Origin of the sequence: Burkholderia sp. AU44665 (assembly GCF_030504405.1) — a bacterium.
GTDB classification, from domain to species: domain Bacteria; phylum Pseudomonadota; class Gammaproteobacteria; order Burkholderiales; family Burkholderiaceae; genus Burkholderia; species Burkholderia semiarida.
Window position 1 is genome coordinate 1 of record NZ_JAUJRI010000029.1, and the last position, 19,396, is coordinate 19,396.

General features: G+C 66.7%; 23 protein-coding genes. 5 read left to right on the forward strand and 18 right to left on the reverse strand.

The genetic code is table 11. The annotated features are described in order from the left end of the window. Positions 1-323 precede the first annotated feature (323 nt). Positions 324-632, forward strand: a complete 309-nt coding sequence (locus QZM15_RS30860; RefSeq protein WP_226233111.1) for a VF_A0006 family four-cysteine protein — start codon at positions 324-326, stop codon at positions 630-632. A 4-nt stretch (positions 633-636) separates the two neighbouring features. Here the strand turns inward: QZM15_RS30860 and QZM15_RS30865 are convergent, their stop codons facing one another. From QZM15_RS30865 to QZM15_RS30875, 3 genes are all read right to left on the reverse strand, one after another. Beyond that, positions 637-969: a DUF1493 family protein gene (locus QZM15_RS30865; protein ID WP_302107852.1), complete on the reverse strand. Its 333-nt coding sequence runs from the start codon at positions 967-969 to the stop codon at positions 637-639. Between the two features lie 334 nt (positions 970-1,303). After that, positions 1,304-2,119 carry a MetQ/NlpA family ABC transporter substrate-binding protein gene (locus QZM15_RS30870; RefSeq protein ID WP_059576148.1) on the reverse strand — a complete coding sequence of 272 codons (816 nt, stop codon included), beginning with the start codon at positions 2,117-2,119 and terminating at the stop codon, positions 1,304-1,306. Between the two features lie 209 nt (positions 2,120-2,328). Then, complete coding sequence (locus QZM15_RS30875; RefSeq protein WP_302107853.1) at positions 2,329-3,969, reverse strand: methyl-accepting chemotaxis protein; 1,641 nt, start codon at positions 3,967-3,969, stop codon at positions 2,329-2,331. 254 nt (positions 3,970-4,223) lie between these two features. On the opposite strand from QZM15_RS30875, the gene QZM15_RS30880 reads away from it, so the two are divergent. Further along, the gene (locus QZM15_RS30880; RefSeq protein ID WP_006477740.1) at positions 4,224-4,514 is read left to right on the forward strand and encodes a YciI family protein; all 291 of its coding nucleotides are present in this window, start codon (positions 4,224-4,226) and stop codon (positions 4,512-4,514) included. A 139-nt stretch (positions 4,515-4,653) separates the two neighbouring features. Here the strand turns inward: QZM15_RS30880 and QZM15_RS30885 are convergent, their stop codons facing one another. Genes QZM15_RS30885 through QZM15_RS30905 form a run of 5 tightly spaced genes read right to left on the reverse strand, consistent with a single transcriptional unit; the run spans position 4,654 to position 8,736 of the window. Next, positions 4,654-5,271 carry an SCO family protein gene (locus tag QZM15_RS30885; protein WP_059576142.1) on the reverse strand — a complete coding sequence of 206 codons (618 nt, stop codon included), beginning with the start codon at positions 5,269-5,271 and terminating at the stop codon, positions 4,654-4,656. Between the two features lie 18 nt (positions 5,272-5,289). Then, positions 5,290-6,192, reverse strand: coding sequence for a heme o synthase (gene cyoE, locus QZM15_RS30890; protein ID WP_059576139.1), 903 nt, complete (start codon positions 6,190-6,192; stop codon positions 5,290-5,292). Positions 6,193-6,200: 8 nt separating this feature from the next. Continuing rightward, positions 6,201-7,313 carry a heme A synthase gene (locus tag QZM15_RS30895; protein ID WP_059576136.1) on the reverse strand — a complete coding sequence of 371 codons (1,113 nt, stop codon included), beginning with the start codon at positions 7,311-7,313 and terminating at the stop codon, positions 6,201-6,203. Between the two features lie 25 nt (positions 7,314-7,338). Continuing rightward, on the reverse strand, positions 7,339-7,965 hold the full coding sequence (locus QZM15_RS30900; RefSeq protein ID WP_059576133.1) for a hypothetical protein: 627 nt from the start codon (positions 7,963-7,965) through the stop codon (positions 7,339-7,341). 60 nt (positions 7,966-8,025) lie between these two features. Continuing rightward, positions 8,026-8,736: an SURF1 family protein gene (locus QZM15_RS30905; protein ID WP_059642790.1), complete on the reverse strand. Its 711-nt coding sequence runs from the start codon at positions 8,734-8,736 to the stop codon at positions 8,026-8,028. Between the two features lie 84 nt (positions 8,737-8,820). Between QZM15_RS30905 and QZM15_RS30910 the strand changes: the two genes are divergently transcribed. Continuing rightward, positions 8,821-9,030 carry a twin transmembrane helix small protein gene (locus QZM15_RS30910; protein WP_006477735.1) on the forward strand — a complete coding sequence of 70 codons (210 nt, stop codon included), beginning with the start codon at positions 8,821-8,823 and terminating at the stop codon, positions 9,028-9,030. A 184-nt stretch (positions 9,031-9,214) separates the two neighbouring features. Here QZM15_RS30910 and QZM15_RS30915 read toward each other — a convergent pair whose 3' ends face one another. The 8 genes from QZM15_RS30915 to QZM15_RS30950 all read right to left on the reverse strand — a co-directional run bounded on the left by QZM15_RS30915 (position 9,215) and on the right by QZM15_RS30950 (position 16,292). Beyond that, the gene (locus tag QZM15_RS30915; protein ID WP_006486364.1) at positions 9,215-10,072 is read right to left on the reverse strand and encodes a cytochrome c oxidase subunit 3; all 858 of its coding nucleotides are present in this window, start codon (positions 10,070-10,072) and stop codon (positions 9,215-9,217) included. Between the two features lie 152 nt (positions 10,073-10,224). Then, positions 10,225-10,425, reverse strand: a complete 201-nt coding sequence (locus QZM15_RS30920) for a DUF2970 domain-containing protein (RefSeq protein WP_059642688.1) — start codon at positions 10,423-10,425, stop codon at positions 10,225-10,227. Positions 10,426-10,438: 13 nt separating this feature from the next. Then, positions 10,439-11,050 carry a cytochrome c oxidase assembly protein gene (locus QZM15_RS30925; protein ID WP_089465173.1) on the reverse strand — a complete coding sequence of 204 codons (612 nt, stop codon included), beginning with the start codon at positions 11,048-11,050 and terminating at the stop codon, positions 10,439-10,441. A 35-nt stretch (positions 11,051-11,085) separates the two neighbouring features. After that, on the reverse strand, positions 11,086-11,226 hold the full coding sequence (locus QZM15_RS30930) for a cytochrome oxidase small assembly protein (RefSeq protein WP_006486385.1): 141 nt from the start codon (positions 11,224-11,226) through the stop codon (positions 11,086-11,088). A gap of 80 nt (positions 11,227-11,306) precedes the next feature. Next, positions 11,307-12,914 (reverse strand): cytochrome c oxidase subunit I, encoded by a 1,608-nt coding sequence (gene ctaD / locus QZM15_RS30935; protein ID WP_006477731.1) that lies wholly within the window; start codon positions 12,912-12,914, stop codon positions 11,307-11,309. Between the two features lie 43 nt (positions 12,915-12,957). Further along, positions 12,958-14,550, reverse strand: a complete 1,593-nt coding sequence (gene coxB / locus QZM15_RS30940; RefSeq protein ID WP_059576128.1) for a cytochrome c oxidase subunit II — start codon at positions 14,548-14,550, stop codon at positions 12,958-12,960. Positions 14,551-14,606: 56 nt separating this feature from the next. Beyond that, on the reverse strand, positions 14,607-15,131 hold the full coding sequence (locus tag QZM15_RS30945) for a DUF2244 domain-containing protein (protein WP_059576125.1): 525 nt from the start codon (positions 15,129-15,131) through the stop codon (positions 14,607-14,609). Between the two features lie 195 nt (positions 15,132-15,326). After that, positions 15,327-16,292 carry a methyltransferase domain-containing protein gene (locus QZM15_RS30950; RefSeq protein WP_302107854.1) on the reverse strand — a complete coding sequence of 322 codons (966 nt, stop codon included), beginning with the start codon at positions 16,290-16,292 and terminating at the stop codon, positions 15,327-15,329. Positions 16,293-16,373: 81 nt separating this feature from the next. On the opposite strand from QZM15_RS30950, the gene QZM15_RS30955 reads away from it, so the two are divergent. Together QZM15_RS30955 and trmL are read left to right on the forward strand one after the other, a co-directional pair. Next, on the forward strand, positions 16,374-17,165 hold the full coding sequence (locus QZM15_RS30955) for a ComF family protein (RefSeq protein WP_226224907.1): 792 nt from the start codon (positions 16,374-16,376) through the stop codon (positions 17,163-17,165). Positions 17,166-17,260: 95 nt separating this feature from the next. Further along, a complete protein-coding gene (trmL, locus tag QZM15_RS30960; protein WP_302107855.1) occupies positions 17,261-17,731 on the forward strand; it encodes a tRNA (uridine(34)/cytosine(34)/5-carboxymethylaminomethyluridine(34)-2'-O)-methyltransferase TrmL in 471 nt (156 codons plus the stop codon). Between the two features lie 33 nt (positions 17,732-17,764). Here trmL and QZM15_RS30965 read toward each other — a convergent pair whose 3' ends face one another. Both QZM15_RS30965 and QZM15_RS30970 read right to left on the reverse strand, forming a co-directional pair. Further along, positions 17,765-18,289: an O-acetyl-ADP-ribose deacetylase gene (locus tag QZM15_RS30965; protein WP_302107856.1), complete on the reverse strand. Its 525-nt coding sequence runs from the start codon at positions 18,287-18,289 to the stop codon at positions 17,765-17,767. 107 nt (positions 18,290-18,396) lie between these two features. Then, the gene (locus QZM15_RS30970; protein ID WP_059576111.1) at positions 18,397-19,395 is read right to left on the reverse strand and encodes an NAD(P)H-dependent glycerol-3-phosphate dehydrogenase; all 999 of its coding nucleotides are present in this window, start codon (positions 19,393-19,395) and stop codon (positions 18,397-18,399) included. Position 19,396 lies beyond the last annotated feature (1 nt).

Consider the following 19,396-nt stretch of genomic DNA (forward strand, 5'->3'; position numbering starts at 1 on the left):
ATGCTCCGCACCCCGCCGTTACCAGCGACGCACGACCGAGTGGGCTACTGCTGGCAGAACAGCAGGTCTTGTCCGGTTGCTATTGGCAAGACAGTTGTGATAGCGACTTTCAGGTCGCACCTGTATGGATATACAGTATATGGCAATGCGTCCGCGTCGCACAGTACTGGTACGAAACCGGTTTTCGTCGGAAGAAACCGAGGAAAAGCCGGCGCGCCCGTCATGGCCCGCCACGCCGCGCCGGTTCGGGCGCAACGCGCCAGCCGCGTTGACAGCTTTACGTTATGCTGTCCGCCGACCCGGTCCATGCCATCGGAGGAGACTTGAAACGAACGATTCGTGCAATCGCATGCGCGACCATTGCGCTGGTACTGCCAGGAGCAACGTTCGCGCTGACCGACGGCAACGCGCAATACGACGACTGCATGCTCAATGCGCTACGTGAGAGCCGCAACGGCGCCGCCGCGCAGTTGATCCAGCGCTCGTGCGACGCGCTGTACCGCAACAACGCGATGCTGCTGCCGCGCGAACGGCGCTTTCACGAATGCGTCGTGCAGTCGCTGCCGGGTGTGCGCGACAACTACGCGATCCAGCAGATCATGTCGATCTGCTCGCGGCGCGGGGAGATGTGAGCGGTCAGTCGTAGAGCCAGCGTCCCGCTTTTGCCGATGCGATCAGCATTCGAACATTCAGATCCGGAACACGATGGATCACTTTTTTCTTGAATGGATTGATCAAGTCTAAAAATGAGGAATCGTCTTCCGGGTAATATTTTTTTATATCGAATCCACTTAAATCAACATTAAATTTCACCGAATACTCCCGCATCAGATCCTCGATCTCACAATCATCAAAGCTCAAGTCCAGATCCAAATCGGTACCTTCCGTTATCTCATCAACCACGAATGAAATAGGCAATCCAGATTTCTTCCTTACAAACTCAATCACCCTTTTCTCAAGATCTACCATAGCCTATCTCCCTCCCTTGCCACTCTATTGTAGTGGGCCACCGTCTTGCCGGCGACAATGGCGGCGGGATGCAGGTACCGGAAGCGACATACTGGTTTTAGCTTCAAACGACGGCGCCGAAGATAGATGCGAATGTGGCAGACCGTTAGAAAACCTCATTATCGGCGACACGCGAGTGCAATTTCGAGATCGTTTTTCCTGCCTCGCCCGTGCAAATCAAACGCGTGAAAGCGGATTTGAGCAACGCCTACGCGACGGCAACAAAACACGGTTCACCGCCGACGAAAAAAAGGCCCGCACACGTGCAGGCCTTCATTCGATCAACCGATCGCGTTCAGAACGACGCGACCATCGAGCCCTTGAACTGCTTCTTGATGAACTCCTTCACTTCCGGCGACTGGTACGCCTTCACCAGCTTCTTCACCCACGGCTGATCCTTGTCCTTCGCGCGCACGGCGATCAGGTTCGCGTACGGGCTCGTCAGCGCTTCGAGCGCGATCGCGTCCTTGGTCGGCTGCAGGTTCGCGGCCAGTGCGTAGTTCGTGTTGATCACGGCCGCGTCGACGTCCGACAGCACGCGCGGCAGTTGCGCGGCATCGAGTTCCGAGATCTTCAGCTTCTTCGGGTTCTCGGCGATGTCGAGCACCGTCGCGTTGTTGCCGCCCGTGCCGGCGCCCGCCTTCAGCTTGATCACGCCTTGCGTCTGCAGCAGCAGCAGCGCGCGGTTCTCGTTCGACGGATCGTTCGGCACCGCGAGCTTCGCGCCCTGCGGCAGATCCTTCAGCGACTTGAACTTCTTCGAATACACGCCGATCGGCGAGATGTAGGTCAGGCCCGCGCTGACGAGCTTGTAGCCGCGCTGCTTCACCTGGCTGTCGAGGTAAGGCTGATGCTGGAAGCTGTTCGCGTCCAGGTCGCCCGAATCGAGCGCCGCGTTCGGCTGCACGTAGTCGTTGAACTCGATGACCTTCACGTTCAGGCCTTCCTTCTCCTTCGCGACCTTCTGCACGACTTGCCACACTTGCGCATCCGGGCCGGCGACCGTGCCGACCTTGATCACCTTGTCTTCGGCGTGCGCGCCTGCCGACAGCGTCAGCGCGGCGCCGGTGGCCAGCACGGAAAATACCTTCAGGAGACTGCGACGCTTCATCTGTTTCTCGCTTTCTTGCTTGACTGAAATGGGGCGCGATACGGGTATGCCCGGACTCGCACGAAGGGGCAAATGGTGTCACAGGATCGGCGGGAAGTGAAATACATCCCGCTCATATGGGTATGCACCAGAGCAGTGCCGGCGATCGCTGCACGACTCGGCCGTTAGTTGCGTTCCTGCCGCGACGCATCCCCCTCACGCGGCATGCGTCACGCCGCCGCCAGCCCGTCGGCCGCCTTCGCGCTACCGAATGCCGGTTCGGCCGCCGTGCCACGGGCTCCCTGCGACGACGGGCCGCCGGTATTGCCGACCCGGAACGCGCCGACCGCGTCGCGCAGCCGCGCGCCCTGTTCCTGCAGCGACGCGGCCGCCGCCGCGGCTTCCTCGACCAGCGCCGCGTTCTGCTGCGTCACCTGGTCCATCTGCGTGACCGCGCGGCCGACCTGCGTGATGCCGCTCGCCTGCTCCTCGGACGCGGCCGCGATCTCGCCCATGATGTCGGTCACGCGCGCGACCGCCTGCAGGATCTCGCCCATCGTCGTGCCGGCCTGGCCGACCAGCGCCGAGCCGTTGCGCACGCGCTCGACCGAATCGACGATCAGCGCGCGAATCTCCTTCGCGGCCGTCGCGCTGCGTTGCGCGAGCGAGCGCACCTCGCCCGCGACCACCGCGAAGCCGCGGCCCTGCTCGCCCGCGCGCGCGGCCTCGACCGCCGCGTTGAGCGCGAGGATGTTGGTCTGGAACGCGATGCCCTCGATCACGCCGATGATGTCGGCGATCTTGCGCGAGCTGTCGTCGATCTCGCCCATCGTGCCGATCACGCGGTTCACGACGTCGCTGCCCGTGCGCGCGATGTCCGACGCGTTGTTCGCGAGCCCGCTCGCCTGTCGCGCGTTGTCGGCGTTCTGCTTCACCGTCGCGGTCAGTTGCTCCATGCTCGCGGCCGTTTCCTCGAGCGACGCGGCCTGCTCCTCGGTGCGCTGCGACAGGTCGTCGTTGCCGGCCGAGATCTGGCGGCTCGCCGACGCGATCGATTCGGCCGACTGGCGAATCCCGCCGATCGTCGCCTGCAGCCGCGCCTGCATGTCGTGCATCGCGGCCATCATGCTCGTGCGGTCGCCCGCGCGCACCGGCACCGGCTGCGTGAGGTCGCCCCGCGCGATGCGCGCCGCGAGCGCGGCCGCTTCGTCCGGCTCGCCGCCGAGACTGCCGCGCACGTTGCGGATAATCACCAGCATCGCCGCGCTGATCACGAGGCCGATCACGAACACCACGGCCAGGTGGCCGAGCAGCGTGCGGTAGTAGACGGTGTCGATGTCCTTCAGGAACACGCCGCTCGAGATGTTCCAGTCCCACGGCGCGAACCGCGTGACGTAGCTGATCTTCGGCACGGCCGTCTCGCTGTGCGGCAGCCGCCCGCGATATTCGGCGAACCCGCTGCCGGTCGCCTTCGCCGCGTTCAGGATCGTCACGAACAGCGGCTTGCCGTCCGGATCGAGATAGTCGCCGACCTGCGTGTTGACGAGCTTCGGCAGCGTCGGATGCATCAGCACGACCGGCTTCGAATCCATCACGAACACGTAGCCCGAATCGCCGTAGCGCATCGCGGCGAGGCTCGCGAGCGCGTCGCGCTTCGCGTCGGCCTCGGGCAGCGTGCCGCTCTGCGCGAGCGCGTGATAGGCCTTCACGATGCCCGCCGCCGAATCGACGAGATTCGCGATGCCCGCCTTGCGTTCGGCGAGCATCGTCGCGCGCGTCTCGTAGGCGCTCCATGCGCCGACGCCCAGAAGACCGATCCATACCAGCGCAAGCGCGAGCCACAGCTTGCGGTTCAAACTCATTCTGCTCATCTGCGTGCCTCTGTCGATGTCGATGCCTCCGGCGCGCGAACGGCCTGCCGCGCGCAAACGGTTGCTCTTTCATTTACGGCAACGAGGCTTACATCTTGAATACGCGCGGCCGCGGCGAACCGGCGATCGACAGGCGGCGCCACCCGCCACCCGCCACCCGCCACGCGGCTCGCCGGCGCGACAGCCCGCATCCGCTGTGCTAAAAAGACCGGCTGGCCGGTGCGCGGCGCGCCGGCATCATTCCAGGGCCATCCATGTACGTCATCGACATCCACTACACCGCGTCGCTCGAGCGCATCGACGACGCGCTCGAACGCCACCGCGCGTATCTGCAGCCGCAATTCGACAAGGGCATTTTCATCGCGGCGGGGCCGAAAGTGCCGCGCGAAGGCGGCGTGATCCTCGCGGCCCGCATCGATCGCGACGAACTCGACGCGATCCTCGAGACCGACCCGTTCGTCACCGAGGGGCTCGCCACCTATCGCGTGACGGAATTCCGGATCACGCGCGCCGCCTCCGGCTTCAACGTGCCGGCGCTGCCGTAACGCGGCTGCGGCGCGACGCACGCGCATGCCGACGCGCCGCCCGGCGGGCAGCGCATGCGCACACAATGAGAGAGGGAAACGTGACGGCGCGAAACGGCCGTCACGTACAACGCCGGGCCGGGCGCCCGGCTGCTGCCGGTCAGTCGACCAGCAGCTTCAGGTCGTGGACCCACGGGGCCGGGCCCTGGCCGTCGCGCACGAACAGGCGCAGCTTGCCGTCGCGGTCGAACACGTAGCTCGCGGCCGTGTGATCCATCGTGTAGCTGCCGGGCGTCTTGCCGGGCACCTTCGCGTAATACACGCGGAAATCCTTCGTGACCTTCTTCAGCGCCGCTTCGTCGGCCGGCCGCAGGCCGATGAACGACGGATCGAACGCGGGCACGTACTGGCCGAGCAGCGCCGGCGTGTCGCGCTCCGGATCGACGGTGACGAACAGCACCTGCACGCGCTTCGCGGCATCGGGCCCGAGCTGCTTCAGCGCTTCGGAGAGCTCGGCCATCGTGGTCGGGCACACGTCCGGGCAGTGCGTATAGCCGAAGAACATCACGACGGCCTTGCCCTTGAAATCGGCGAGCGTGCGGACCTTGCCGGTCGTATCGGGCAGCGAAAAGTCGCTGCCGAACTGCGTGTTGCCGGTGATGTCGAGATTCTGGAATTTCGGCGCGTTGTCGCATCCGGCAAGCAGCAGCGCTGCCGCGAATGCGCACGCGAGCATCCAGCCTTGGCGCGCGCGGCGCCCGAACCGTGATGGGAGCATTGCGTTCAAACCGTGCGGTTACACGCCGAGCAGCGGGCGTGCATAGTGATCGACGAGCAGCGCGACGAACAGCAGCGACAGATAGACGATCGAGTAGCGGAAGGCCTTGCGGGCGAGTTCGTCCGAATAGTCGCGATGGATCTTCCACGCATACGCGAGGAACACCGCGCCGAGCAGCACCGCGCTCGTCAGGTAGACGGCGCCGCTCATGCCGGAAATGAACGGCATCATCGTGACCGCGAACAGGATCACCGTGTACAGCAGGATGTGCAGCCGCGTGAACTGCTCGCCGTGCGTGACGGGCAGCATCGGCAGCCCGGCGTTCTCGTAATCCTTGCGGCGATAGAGCGCCAGCACCCAGAAATGCGGCGGCGTCCATACGAAGATGATCAGCACGAGGATCCACGCGTCGCCCGGCACCGCGCCGGTGACGGCGGCCCAGCCGAGCGCCGGCGGCATCGCACCCGACGCGCCGCCGATCACGATGTTCTGCGGCGTCATCGGCTTGAGCAGCAGCGTGTAGACCACCGCGTAGCCGACGAACGTCGCGATCGTCAGCCACATCGTCAGCGGATTCGTGAACGTATAGAGCGTCCAGGCGCCGACGCTGCCGAGCACGGCCGAGAACAGCAGGATCTGCGGCGTCGTGATCTCGCCGCGCGCGGACGGACGCCACGCGGTGCGGCGCATCATCGCGTCGATCTTCTGTTCGACGAGGCAGTTGATCGCGAACGCGGCGCCGGCCAGCAGCCAGATGCCGACCGTGCCGCCGATCAGCACATGCCACGGCACCATGCCCGGCGTCGCGAGGAACATGCCGATCACCGCGCAGAACACCGCGAGCTGCGTGACGCGCGGCTTCGTCAGCGCCATGTACTGGGAAAAGCGGCTACCGGGCGATTGGGAGAGGGTGCTTTGCATGGGGGCGGTCACGCCGGGGCGGCGTCGCGCGCAGGCTGCGCGACACGGCCGGGGCGGCTTGAAAGGATGCGAAAGTTTAACATGACGACGAGCAGCAGCAGGATCGCGGCCCCGCCGTTGTGCGCGACGGCGACGGGCAGCGGCCACTGCAGCACGATGTTGGTCAGCCCCGTCACGAACTGCAGCAGGACGACCAGCAGCACGCCGTTCGCGGGCCGCCGCAGCGACTCGAAGCGGCGCATTTTCAGCGCGAACGCAACCAGGTACGCGACCACGACGAACGCGAACGTGCGGTGCGTCCAGTGGATCGCCACCAGCGCGTCCTGCGTGATCGCGTCGCCGTCCTTCGTCATCCCGAGCGCGCGCCACAGGTGGAAGCCGTGCTGGAAGTCCATCGGCGGAATCCACTGGCCGTTGCAGGTCGGGAAGTCGGTGCACGCGAGCACCGCGTAGTTGGTGCTCACCCAGCCGCCGAGCGCGATCTGCACGACGAGCAGCACGAGCGCCGCCAGCGCGGCCGCGCGGTAACGCCCGGCCTCGGGGTCATGCGACGGCAGCGGCGTCTGCCGCGCCGCGAGCCAGCCGAGCGTGCCGAGCAGCGTGAGGCCGAGCAGCAGGTGGATCGTGACGATCACCGGCTGCAGCTTCATCGTGACCGTCCATGCGCCGAACGCGCCCTGCACGAGAATCAGCAGCAGCAGGCTCGTCGGCCACCACGGCGACACGTGCAGCGGGCGGCGGCGCAGCCGCGCGGCCCACGCAATCACCACCTGCGCGATGATCAGCACGCCGATCGCCATCGCGAAATAGCGGTGGATCATCTCGATCCACGCCTTCGTCATGCTGACGGGCCCCGTCGGCATCGCCTGATGCGCGGCCGTGATCGCCGCGTGCGCGATGAACGGCGACGACGTGCCGTAGCAGCCGGGCCAGTCGGGGCAGCCGAGGCCCGAATCGGTCAGCCGCGTGAAGCCGCCGAACATCACGAGGTCGAGGGTCAGGAACGTGGTGATCCACACGAGCTTGCGGAACTTGTCGTCGTCGGCCTTCACCCACACGTACGACAGCGGCAGCAGCGCGATGCACAGGCCGATCAGGCCGAGTTGCAGTAGATACGACATCGGAATGGTGCCTCGTTCTCTCGCCTTAACCGATGCTCGACCACTTCAGCAGCTTCGTCACGTCCGACTTGATCTTGCTGGGATTCGGGTCTTTCGGGAAACGCATCATCAGGTTGCCGTTCGGGTCGACCAGATAGAGGTGGTCGCTGTCCTTCGTGCCGGCGTCGGCGGGCAGCCACGCAGCCACCGCGGCCGGATCGGCGACGAGCCGGCGCGTGTCCGGATACGCGTCCAGCACCTTCTGCGGCACCGCGCCCGCATCGCTGCGCAGCCACACCATCGTGATCCGGTGCCGCTCGCCCGCCTGCGTGACGCGGATCTGCCGCATGAAATAGAGCTTCTTCGCGCACGCGTCGTCGCATGCGCTGCGGTCGGTCATCACGAACAGCCAGACGCCGCGCAGCGACGACAGCGGCACCGTCTTGCCGGTTTCGTCGGTCACCTGCAGATCGGCCGGGATCGGGCGCTGCGGCTCGATCAGCGTGCCGTAGTTTGTCGATCCGCCCTTCGGCTTGATCACGTAATAGGTGAAGTACGACGCGATCATCGGCGCGGCGCACACGAGCCCCAGCAGCACGAGCATCCAGCGGCCGCGCTTGCGGGCCGCCTGCGACATCGGCGCGGCGGCCGGACCCTGACGGGAAGATTGCATGGACAAATCAGACCTCTCGAAACGAACCCGCGGCGCCGGCGCCGCGTCCTGGCACGACGCTCACGCGCCGGCCGACTTCTTCGCCGCACGCCGCGCGGCGTACAGGCCGAAGCCGAGCGCGGCGGCCGCCATCGCCCACCACTGAAACATGTAACCGTAATTGCGCTCGACGCCGGTCGTCGCCGCCGGCCAGTCGCGCACGAGCTTGTCGCCGTCGTCGCTCGTCTGCTGGATCACGAACGGCTGCAGCGGCAGCCCGGTTTCCTTCGCATACGCGGCGACGTCGAGGTTCTGCCGGATCTTCTGGTGCGCGGCCGACCCGCCTTCGCCGAGCTCGAACGCGCGCGACGCGTCGGCGCGCGCGATGCCGACGATCTCGACGTCGCCCGCCGGCGTCGCGAACGGCTCGATCGCCGTGCGATCGGCGATGTTGCGCGGCAGCCAGCCGCGATTCACGAGCACGACGCCGCCGCCCGTGAGTTTAAGCGGCATCACGACGTAAAAGCCCGGCTGGTCGTTATACGGCCGATTGTCGAGGAACACCGCCTGCTCCGGCATGAAACGGCCCTTTGCCCGCACGCGATGAAACTCGATCGACGCGAGCGGAACCGGCTGCGCGCCGATGTCGACGGGCGCCGCCTGCTCATAGCGCGCGATGCTCGCCTGCAGCGCTTCCTTCTGGTGCGCGCGGTCGCGCTGCCAGAAACCGAGACGGATCGTGACGGCGACGACGACGAGGATCAGCAGCGCGGGCAGCCAGCGAATCTTCATCGTGCGGCCCGCCCGGCACATCCGCGAAAACGAAGTGCGATAATTATCCTCTTCCTTTCGAATTGCCGTCGTCCGGTTCGTGTCATGCACATCCTCGTTCCCATCGCCTTCGTCCTCATCATTGCCAGCATGGGCTCGGCGCTCTACTTCATGATGCACGACCGCGGCCACACGAAACGCATGGTCTGGTCGCTCGCCACCCGCGTCGGGCTGTCGGTGTCGCTGTTCCTGCTCATCCTGTTCGCGAACTGGATGGGCTGGATCCATTCGACCGGCCTGCCGATCGGGCGTTGATGCCGTTGCCGCTGTGGCACGCCGTGACCGCTGTGACATTTAGCCGCACGGCCGCGCCACCAAGCAAAAGCGCCGCCTGACTGAGTCGCGGCGGCGCCGGGGCCGTGTCGCTCGCGGCTTCGCCGCCGCGCCCACGACACCAATGAAAACGGCCCGCGCATCGCTGCGCGGGCCGTTTTTCCATTTACAGCCAGTAGACGACGACGTACAGGCCGAGCCAGACGACGTCGACGAAGTGCCAGTACCACGCGGCGCCTTCGAATGCGAAGTGATGATCGGGCTTGAAGTGGCCGCGGATCATCCGCACCAGCACCACCGCGAGCATCGTGCCGCCGAGGAACACGTGGAAGCCGTGGAAGCCGGTCAGCAGGAAGAACGTCGAACCGTACACGCCCGAGTTCAGCGTCAGGTTCAGTTCGTTGTACGCGTGGTAGTACTCGAAGCCCTGCAGGAACAGGAAGCAGATCCCGAACACGAGCGTCGCGGCCAGCCATGCGATCGCCTTCTTGCGATGATCGTCGCGCAGCGCGTGGTGCGAGATCGTCAGCGTCACGCCCGACGACAGCAGGAACGCGGTGTTCAGCGTCGGGACCGGCCACGGGCCCATCGTCTTGAAGTGACCGGCGAGCGCGGCGGGGCCTTCGTTCGGCCACACGGCGGAGAAATCCGGCCAGATCAGCTTGTAGTCGAGGCTGCCGAGCTGGTGCAGCGCGATTTCACGCGCATAGAACAGCGCGCCGAAGAACGCGCCGAAGAACATGACTTCCGAGAAGATGAACCAGCTCATGCTCCAGCGGTACGACTTGTCGACGTTCTTGCCGTAATGACCGCCTTCCGATTCGGCGATCGCGTCGCCGAACCAGTGATACAGCGTGAAGAGCAACCACAGCAGGCCGAGCAGCGCCGTGAACGGCGCCCAGTCGTGACCGTTGATCCACAGCGCTACCGAGCCGAGCATGACCAGCAGGCCGATGGCCGCGCTGATCGGATGCTGCGACGGATGCGGCACGAAATAGTACGGGGTCTGGTTTTGACCGCTCATGCTTGATTCTCCACTTCAGTCCAATTTGTGTACCGGAAACCGCTCCGGCTTTATTTCTTGCGCGGCGAGACCGCCACCGCTCGTTCCTGCACGCCGCGCCGTGGCGCCGCGCACTGCATTCTGTCTGGCCCCGGGCCGCTAGCCGCGCGCCCTCAACCCACCACCGCACGCACGATCAGGATCAGCACGCCGATGAACACGCCGGCCGCGATCAACGCGACGATCAGCACGTGCAGCGGATTGAGCTGCGTCGCGTCGGCCTCCAGGTCGCGCCGCTTGCGCACCCCGAAGAACGACCACAGCACCGCTTTCAGCGCCTGACCGAACGTTCCGCTCCGCTTGGTTTCCGTCATCGCCCCGTCTCCGTCATGCGTCCGGCTTCGCCGTACCCTGCGCCGCCGCCGTACTGCGCTGCGCCGGGGCCGGCGTGGCCGGGGTATTCAGCTCGAAGAACGTGTACGACAGCGTGATCGTCTTCACGTCCTTCGGCAATTTCGGGTCGATCACGAACACCACCGGCATCTTGCGCGACTCGTTCGCGGTCAGCGTCTGCTGCGTGAAGCAAAAGCACTCGATCTTCTTGAAGAACTCCGTCGCCTGCTTCGGCGCGTAGCTCGGAATCGCCTGCGCGACGACCGGCCGGCCCTGCCCGTTCGTCACGTCGTACACGATCGTCGTCAGTTCGCCCGGGTGCACGTCGAGGCTGTTGTGCTCCGGCTTGAACCCGAGCGGCCCGCGTGCGTTCGCATCGAACTCGACCGACACCGTGCGGCTGTAGTCGACCTGCGAGTTCTTCACCTCGCGCTCGCTGACATCGCGCTGCACCAGGTTGTTGATGCCGGTGATCTGGCAGATCGCCCGATACATCGGGATCAGCGCGAAGCCGAAACCGAACATCAGCCCGGCCACGACGAAGAGCTTCACCAGCATCGAACGATTGAACGCGCGATCCACGGCGCCCTCTTCCGGCTTCGACATACGACGACTTCCTCGCTACTGCGTCAGTTGCTGCATCAGTGGGTGGACAGCCACCACTGCTTGATCACGACACCCACGAAAAAAACGGCGGCGATGACGAGCAGGGTGAGGCCGAGCCGCTTGTTGCCCGCGCGGATCTGCTCGGGCGTTCGTCTTTCTTGTGGATTCCGGGTCATCTGAAACTTCGCTGAAACCTCAGTTTCGCGCCCGCCGCGCCTGCCTGCGCGGCAGGCAGCGGCGGAGCGCTCGGTAAAACTTATTCGACGTGCGGCGGTTGCTCGAACGTGTGGAACGGAGCCGGGCTCGGCACCGTCCACTCGAGGCCCGTCGCGCCGTCCCACGGCTTGTCCGACGCCTTTTCCAGCTCGCCGCCGCCACGGTAGGCCGGCAGCGCGACCGCGAACAGGAAGTACACCTGCGCGAGGCCGAAGCCGAATGCGCCGATCGTCGCCACCTGGTTGAAGTCCGTGAACTGCGCCGGGTAGTCCGCATAGCGGCGCGGCATGCCCGCGAGACCGACGAAGTGCATCGGGAAGAACGTCAGGTTGAAGAAGATCATCGACGCCCAGAAGTGGATCTTGCCGCGCGTCTCGTTGTACATCCAGCCCGTCCACTTCGGCGCCCAGTAGTACCAGCCCGAGAACAGCGCGAACAGCGAGCCGGCCACCAGCACGTAGTGGAAGTGCGCGACCACGAAGTAGGTGCCGTGATACTGGATGTCGAGCGGCGCCATCGCGAGCATCAGGCCCGTCAGGCCGCCGAACGTGAACACGAACAGGAAGCCGATCGCGAACAGCATCGGGGTTTCGAACGTCATCGAGCCGCGCCACATCGTCGCGAGCCAGTTGAACACCTTCACGCCCGTCGGCACCGCGATCAGCATCGTCGCGTACATGAAGAACAGCTGGCCGGTGACCGGCATGCCCGTGGCGAACATGTGGTGCGCCCAGACCATGAACGACAGGATCGCGATCGACGCCGTCGCGTACACCATCGAGCTATAGCCGAACAGCGTCTTGCGTGCGAACGCCGGGATCACCTGCGACACGATCCCGAACGCCGGCAGAATCATGATGTACACCTCGGGGTGGCCGAAGAACCAGAAGATGTGCTGGTACATCACCGGGTCGCCGCCGCCTGCCGCGTTGAAGAACGACGTGCCGAAGTGACGGTCGAACAGCACCATCGTGATCGCGCCTGCGAGAACCGGCATCACGGCGATCAGCAGGTACGCGGTGATCAGCCACGTCCACGCGAACATCGGCATCTTCATCAGCGTCATGCCCGGTGCGCGCATGTTCAGGATCGTCACGACGATGTTGATCCCGCCCATGATCGACGACGCGCCCATGATGTGGACCGCGAAGATCGCGAAGTCCATGCCCGGGCCCATCTGCGTCGACAGCGGCGCGTACAGCGTCCAGCCGGCGGCCGTCGCGCCGCCCGGCGCGAAGAACGAGCCGACCAGCAGCACCGCCGCGACCGGCAGCAGCCAGAAGCTGAAGTTGTTCATCCGCGCGAACGCCATGTCGGATGCGCCGATCTGCAGCGGAATCATCCAGTTCGCGAAGCCGACGAACGCCGGCATGATCGCGCCGAACACCATGATCAGGCCGTGCATCGTCGTGAGTTCGTTGAAGAACTCCGGACGCATGATCTGCAGGCCCGGCTCGAACAGCTCGGCACGGATGCCGAGCGCCATCACGCCGCCCGACAGGAACATGATGAACGAGAACAGCAGGTACAGCGTACCGATGTCCTTGTGGTTGGTGGCGAACAGCCAGCGACGCCAGCCGTGCGGGGCTTCGTGCGCGTGGTCGTCGTGCGCGTGGTCCGCGGCTACGTCGTGCCCGATGCTAGACATGAGAATCTCCTAATGCGAATACGTCGACTAACTCAGCGACACGTCAAGCCGCCGGGCCGATCTCGACACGCCGGGCTTCCTTCGCGTCAGCCCCGCCCGTGATCGTTTCCGGCTTTTTGAGAATGATGTGGTCTTCCGCCACGCCTGCTGCCTTCAGCGCATCGCGCACGGCTTGTGCACGATGCTTCGCCAGTTCGGCGTTCGCGTCGGCCGAGCCCGTCTTGTCGGTGAAGCCCGACAGCGCGAGCTTCGCGTCCGGATGCGCCTTCGCATAGTCGGCCGCGGCGGCGATCGCCGCTTTCGCGTCGGCCGGCAGCACGCTCTTGCCCGTCTCGAAGTAGATCGTCGACAGCGCGGCCGATGCCGCTGCCGCCGGCTGCTCGGCGCCCGACGCGGCTTGCGCCGGCGCGGAAGCCGCTTCAGCCGGTGCCGCTGCCGCGCCCGCCGTGTCTTCCGGCAGCTTGCCGTTGCGTGCGTCGGCCACTTGCTTCGGCTGCAGCAGGTCGTTCTTGTGGTTGCCCCACGAGTTGCGTTCGTACGTGACGACCGAAGCGATGTCGAGATCCGACAGCGACGCCCACGACGGCATCGCGCCCTTGCCGTGCAGCACGCGCTCGACGTGCGCGGCGATCGGGCCGTTCACGATCGGGCTGCCGTCCATCGCCGGGAATGCGCCGAGGCCCTTGCCGTTCACCTGGTGGCAGGCCGCGCAGTTCGCCTTGTAGACTTCCTCGCCGTGCGCGACGAGTTCGGCCATCGTGTAGACCTTGTTCGGATCGACCGCGGCGCTCGCCAGCTTGGCCTTCTGCGCGGTGACCCACTTCGCGTAATCGTCGTCCGACAGGACTTCGACCACGACCGGCATGTACGCGTGTTCCTTGCCGCACAGCTCGGTACAGAAGCCGCGGAACGTGCCGACCTTGTCGGCCTTGAACCACGTGTCGCGCACGAAGCCGGGGATCGCATCCTGCTTCACGCCGAACGCGGGCACGTACCACGAGTGGACGACGTCGTTCGCGGTCGTGATGATGCGGATCTTCTTGTTGACCGGCACGACGAGCGGGTTGTCGACTTCCTGCAGATAGGTGTCGGTGATCGGCTTCTTGCCCATCACTTCGTCGCGCGGGGTGGTCAGCGTCGACAGGAAGCCGATGCCCTCGCCCGGGCCCTTCACGTAGTCGTAGCCCCACTTCCACTGGTAGCCGGTGACCTTGATCGTGAGATCGGCGTTCGTCGTGTCCTTCATCGCGACGACGGCCTTCGTCGCCGGCAGCGCCATCAGCACGACGATGACGAACGGCACGATCGTCCAGATGATCTCGACGGTCGTGCTTTCATGGAAATTGGCGGCCTTGTGGCCCTTGGATTTGCGGTGCGCGAAGATCGAATAGAACATCACGCCGAACACGCCGACGAAGATCACCGTACACAGGATCAGCATCATCGTGTGGAGATCGTAGAGCTCCTCGGCGATCTTCGTGACAGGCGGCTGAAAGTTGATCTCGTTGACACGGGGGCCGCCCGGGCTATCACCGACCGCCAGGGCCGCACCGGCAAAGAGCAATCCGCTGCATGCCAGCACGCCCGCGAGGGCTCGCTTGATTGTTTTCATAGCATCCTTACCCAAAATTTCCATTCAAACCCTCCCCCGTCGCAAGCCGCCGGCCTGTTCCGGCCATTGACCGCGCCTCGTCAGCCGCAGCGCCTGAGCGACGCACGCAGCTCGTCGGCGAACTGCGCACGCTTGTACTGCGCGAGATGCTGCCCGATCACGACGGTCTGCCCGCGCGACACCAGCCGAATCGGATCGCGTGGCGTCGCACCCGGCTCGACCCGCACCCAGCGCGGGTTGAATTCGATCTGCGTGAGCCGCTCCGCATCCATCCGCTCGATCACGAGCCGGTGCGGAAACAGCCTGATGCGCTCGTAGTCGACCGCATGGCGAGCATAGATCGCGAATGCGACACCCACCGCCAGCAACTCGATTCCGGTGAAGGGCATGACGAGCCAGGCCCCTCTCCACATCAGCAACGCCGCGATCGCCAGCGAGAAGCCCGCGAGCGACGCGTAAAACAGCACGAACTGGCGCGGCGACACCGAACAGTTGCGTTTCATGAGCCAGTCTTCGAGGACCGGTTCGCTGTCCGCCGTCTCCGCCAAAACGTTCGCTGCTTCCATCGCCGCCTCACGCGAATGGCATGCGATGCATGCCTGCATCGGACTCGCCGGCCCGTATTGCGGGGACCCCGGGACGACAAGCTGACGCATTATAGGCGGGTTCAATGGCATCCACAAGCAAGCGCCTATCGCCCGCCAAGCCAAGCGCGACAAGCTTTCCGGCCGTTTTAGCCGCCAATTCGACCCCGCTTTGCACCGCTAATTTCGGACATAACAAAACCCCTCTTTACCGCTTTACCGATTCTTCGGGCGCCCCTTGCCGATGTCCTCGATGCGCACGATCCCGTGCCCTTCGGCGGTCGTGCGCGGCACGGCCTTCCACGCGTGGCCGTAGATCACCTCGAACGTCAGCGGGATCGTGCCGTCGTCGCGCCGGCGCGCGTCCAGCGCGTCGCCGAGCGCCGCGCGAAAGCGCCGCGCCGCGTGCCGCGGCGCCGTGCGCGCGAACGGATAGGCGCCCCAGCGGCGCACGTCGGCCAGCAGGGAATCGGCGGATTTGTACGTGACGGTCAGCACTTCCTGGTCCATCACGGGAATCTCGAAGCCGCTCTCGACGAGCATGTCGCCGAGGTCGTGCATGTCGACGAAATCGATCACGCGCGCGGCGGGGGGCGCGATGCCGAGCGCGGCTTCGGCGTCCGCGCAGGCCGCGCGCAGCTCGCGCAGCGTGTCCGGGCCGAGCGTGCTGAACATCAGCAGCCCGTTCACGCGCAGCACGCGCTGCCATTCGGGGAAGACAGTATCGGGACGCGAATGCCAGTGGAGCGCGAGATTCGACCAGATCAGGTCGAATGCGCCGCCGGGAAACGGCAGCGCCGCGAAATCGGCCTGCGCGACGCGCGGGCCGCGCTGGCCCAGCGCCCGGCCAAGCGAGGCCGGCAGCCAGCGGCGCCAGGTGGTCTGCTCGACCTCGCGCTGACCGGCCCGCGCGAGCATCGCGCCGGACAGGTCCACGCCGAACACCGGCGCCTCCGGAAAGCGCGCGCGCAGCGCCGGCAGGTCGTCGCCCGGGCCGCAGCCCGCATCGAGCACGGCCGCGGGGCTCACCTTGATGTATTCGAGGCGCTCGTTCATCCGCTGCGCGATCTCGCGCGGCAGGAACGCAACCGCATCGAACGTGGCGGCACGGCGGTCGAAGATCCGCCGCAGGCGCCTGGCGTCATTGGCCGGACGGCCGGTTGAAGTCGAAGCTGGGGACATGTCGGGCACACTGGCGAAGAGCCCGAAGTATACTCGCTCGCCTCGCAAGCTTCATTGAGGCGGCATGCCAGGAGTGTTGCGATGGTCCGCGGTTCCGCCGGGCGCACGATGCGCGTCGTTTTGTCGCAGGTTCGAACGCTGGTCGTGCGCGTTGCCGCGGTCACGTTGCCGAATCGCTGCGCGTTGTGCGGCAATTTGTCACACACCGTGATTTGCGGCGCCTGCGATGCCGCGTACTGGAACGAAGCGCGGCTGCGCTGCGACGTGTGCGCGCTGCCGCTCGGCGTCGGGCAGGCACGATCGCCCGCTGGCGGACGCACCGGCCGCGCGGCCGCGTACCGGTGCGAAGCGTGCCGCACCGCGCCGCCGCCGTTCGACGCGACGCTCGCCCTCGCCGATTACCGCGCGCCGCTCGACGGGCTCGCGCGCGGCCTGAAGTTTCACGCGCGGCTCGCGCTCGGCGGCGAATTCGCGGCCCGCCTCGCACGGCTGGTCGACGATACGCGCGGCGCGAGCGGCTTCGACCTCGTCGCGCCGGTGCCGCTGTCGCACCGGCGGCTCGTCGCGCGCGGCTACAACCAGGCGTGGGCGATCGCGCGTCCGCTCGCGCGCCGGCTCGGCGTGCCAGCGGACGCGGCCCTGCTCGCGCGCGTCGCCGACACCGCGCCGCAGTCGCGGCTCGATCGGCGCGCACGGCACGACAACGTGATGGCGGCGTTCGCGGTGGCAGGCGGCGTCGCCGGCCGCCACGTCGCGCTCGTCGACGACGTGATGACGTCCGGCGCGACGCTCGCGGCGGCCGCGCAGGCGCTGAAGGCGGCGGGCGCCGTGCGCGTGACGAATCTGGTTGCGCTGCGCACCGCCAAGGATTAATTAGATGGAAAGGCCGGCCGCCCGCGCGCGGCCGTCACGAACCGGCCGGAGGCACGCGCGTTGCGCCGCTCCGGCCGCCCCAGCCAAACCGAAACATGTTCAACGTCGTCCTCGTCGCTCCCGAAATTCCGCCGAACACCGGCAACGTGATCCGCCTGTGCGCGAACACCGGCGCGCACCTGCACCTGATCGAGCCGCTCGGCTTCCCGCTCGACGACGCGCGGATGCGCCGCGCCGGCCTCGACTATCACGAGTATGCGCAAATGCGCGTGCACCGCGACTGGGACGCGTTCGTCGCCGCCGAAGCGCCCGATCCCGCGCGGATGTTCGCGTTCACGACGCGCGGCTCGGGCCGCTTCCACGATCATGCGTTCCTGCCCGGCGACTGGTTCGTGTTCGGCTCGGAAACGCGCGGCCTGCCCGCCGAGCTGCTCGACCGCTTCCCGAACGAACGGCGCGTGCGCCTGCCAATGCGGCCGGACAACCGCAGCCTGAACCTGTCGAACACGGTCGCGGTGGTCGTGTTCGAGGCGTGGCGCCAGGCCGGCTTCGAAGGCGGCGCGTAACGCTCGCTGGCGCAATCCGCGGCGCGGAGCGCGTCAGGTTCGCGCGAGCCGCGCGCGGTACAGGTCGTAGATGTCGGGGGAAAAGCACGCGAACACCACGCGTGCGAGATTCGGCGCCTGCGCGAGCATCTCGGCGACGGTGCCGACCGCGATGTCGACGGCGGCTTCGGCCGGATAGCGGTAGACGCCGCAACTGATCGCGGGAAACGCGATCGACGTCGCGGCCACTTCTTCGGCCAGCTCGATCGCGCGCCGGTAGCACGACGCGAGCAGCTCGGCCTCGCCGCGCGCGCCGCCGTGCCAGACCGGCCCGACCGCGTGGATCACGTAGCGCGCCGGCAACCGGTGGCCGCGCGTGAGCTTCGCGTCGCCGGTGTCGCAGCCGCCGAGCGTGCGGCACTCGGCGAGCAGGCCGGGGCCGGCCGCGCGGTGGATCGCGCCGTCGACGCCGCCCCCGCCGAGCAGCGAGCCGTTCGCGGCGTTGACGATCGCATCGACGTCGAGCGTCGTGATGTCGACGCGCTGTGCATCGAGCGTGGTGGAATGGATCTGCAGCATGACAACCTCGCGGAACGCGGGAGACCGTTCAAGCGTAGTCCGCTTTGGCGCCGCGCGCCCGGCGCAACCGTGCCGGGCGATCCGGTCGCGCGCGACGCCGACCGCGCCTATTCGGCGCGCGCGTCGCGGCGCAGCAGGCCGCTCACGGCGTCCCGCGGCGCGATGCCGTCGAACAGCACGCCGCATACGGCTTCCGTGATCGGCATTTCGATCGACTGCGCGCGCGCGAGCGCCAGCACGGCCTGCGCGCAGCGCACGCCTTCGGCCACGTGGCCGAGCGCGCCGAGGATGTCGTTCAGCGTGCGGCCGGCCGCCAGTTGCAGGCCGACCGTGCGGTTGCGCGACAGGTCGCCCGTCGCGGTCAGGATCAGGTCGCCGAGGCCCGTGAGCCCCGTGAAGGTTTCCGCGCGGCCGCCGAGCGCCACGCCGAGCCGCGACATTTCGGCCAGGCCGCGCGTGATCAGCGCGGCGCGTGCGTTCAGCCCGAGGCCGAGGCCGTCGGAAATGCCGGTCGCGATCGCCAGCACGTTCTTCACCGCGCCGCCGACCTCGACGCCGACCACGTCGTCGCCCGTGTAGATCCGCATCGCGCCGTGATGGAACGCGGCGAGCGTGCGCTCGCGGCATTCGGCCGACGCGCTCGCGACCGTCAATGCGACGGGCAGCGACTGGCCGACCTCGCGCGCGAAACTCGGGCCCGACAGCACGCCGTTGCTCCGCTGTTCGGGCAGCTCGGCCGCGATCACCTGATGCGGCAGCAGATGCGTGTCGGCCTCGAAGCCCTTGCAGACCCAGACGATGTGCGCGGGCACGCAGCCTGCATCGCGCATCGCGCGACACAGCGTGCGCAGCCCGGCCACCGGCGCGGCGATCACGCACAGCGCGTCGTGAGCGGCGCCATGCGCGAGCGCGGCGCCGAGATCGGCGTCGTAGCGCAGCGCATCAGGCAGCGCGATGCCGTCCAGATAGCGGGAATTTTCGTGCCGGGCCTGCAGCCCGGCGATGAGCGCGGCGTCGCGCGCCCACAGAAGCGTATCGTGCCGCGCGGCCAGATGGCCCGCGAGCGCGGTGCCCCAGGCACCGGCGCCGAGAACGGCTACTTTCATA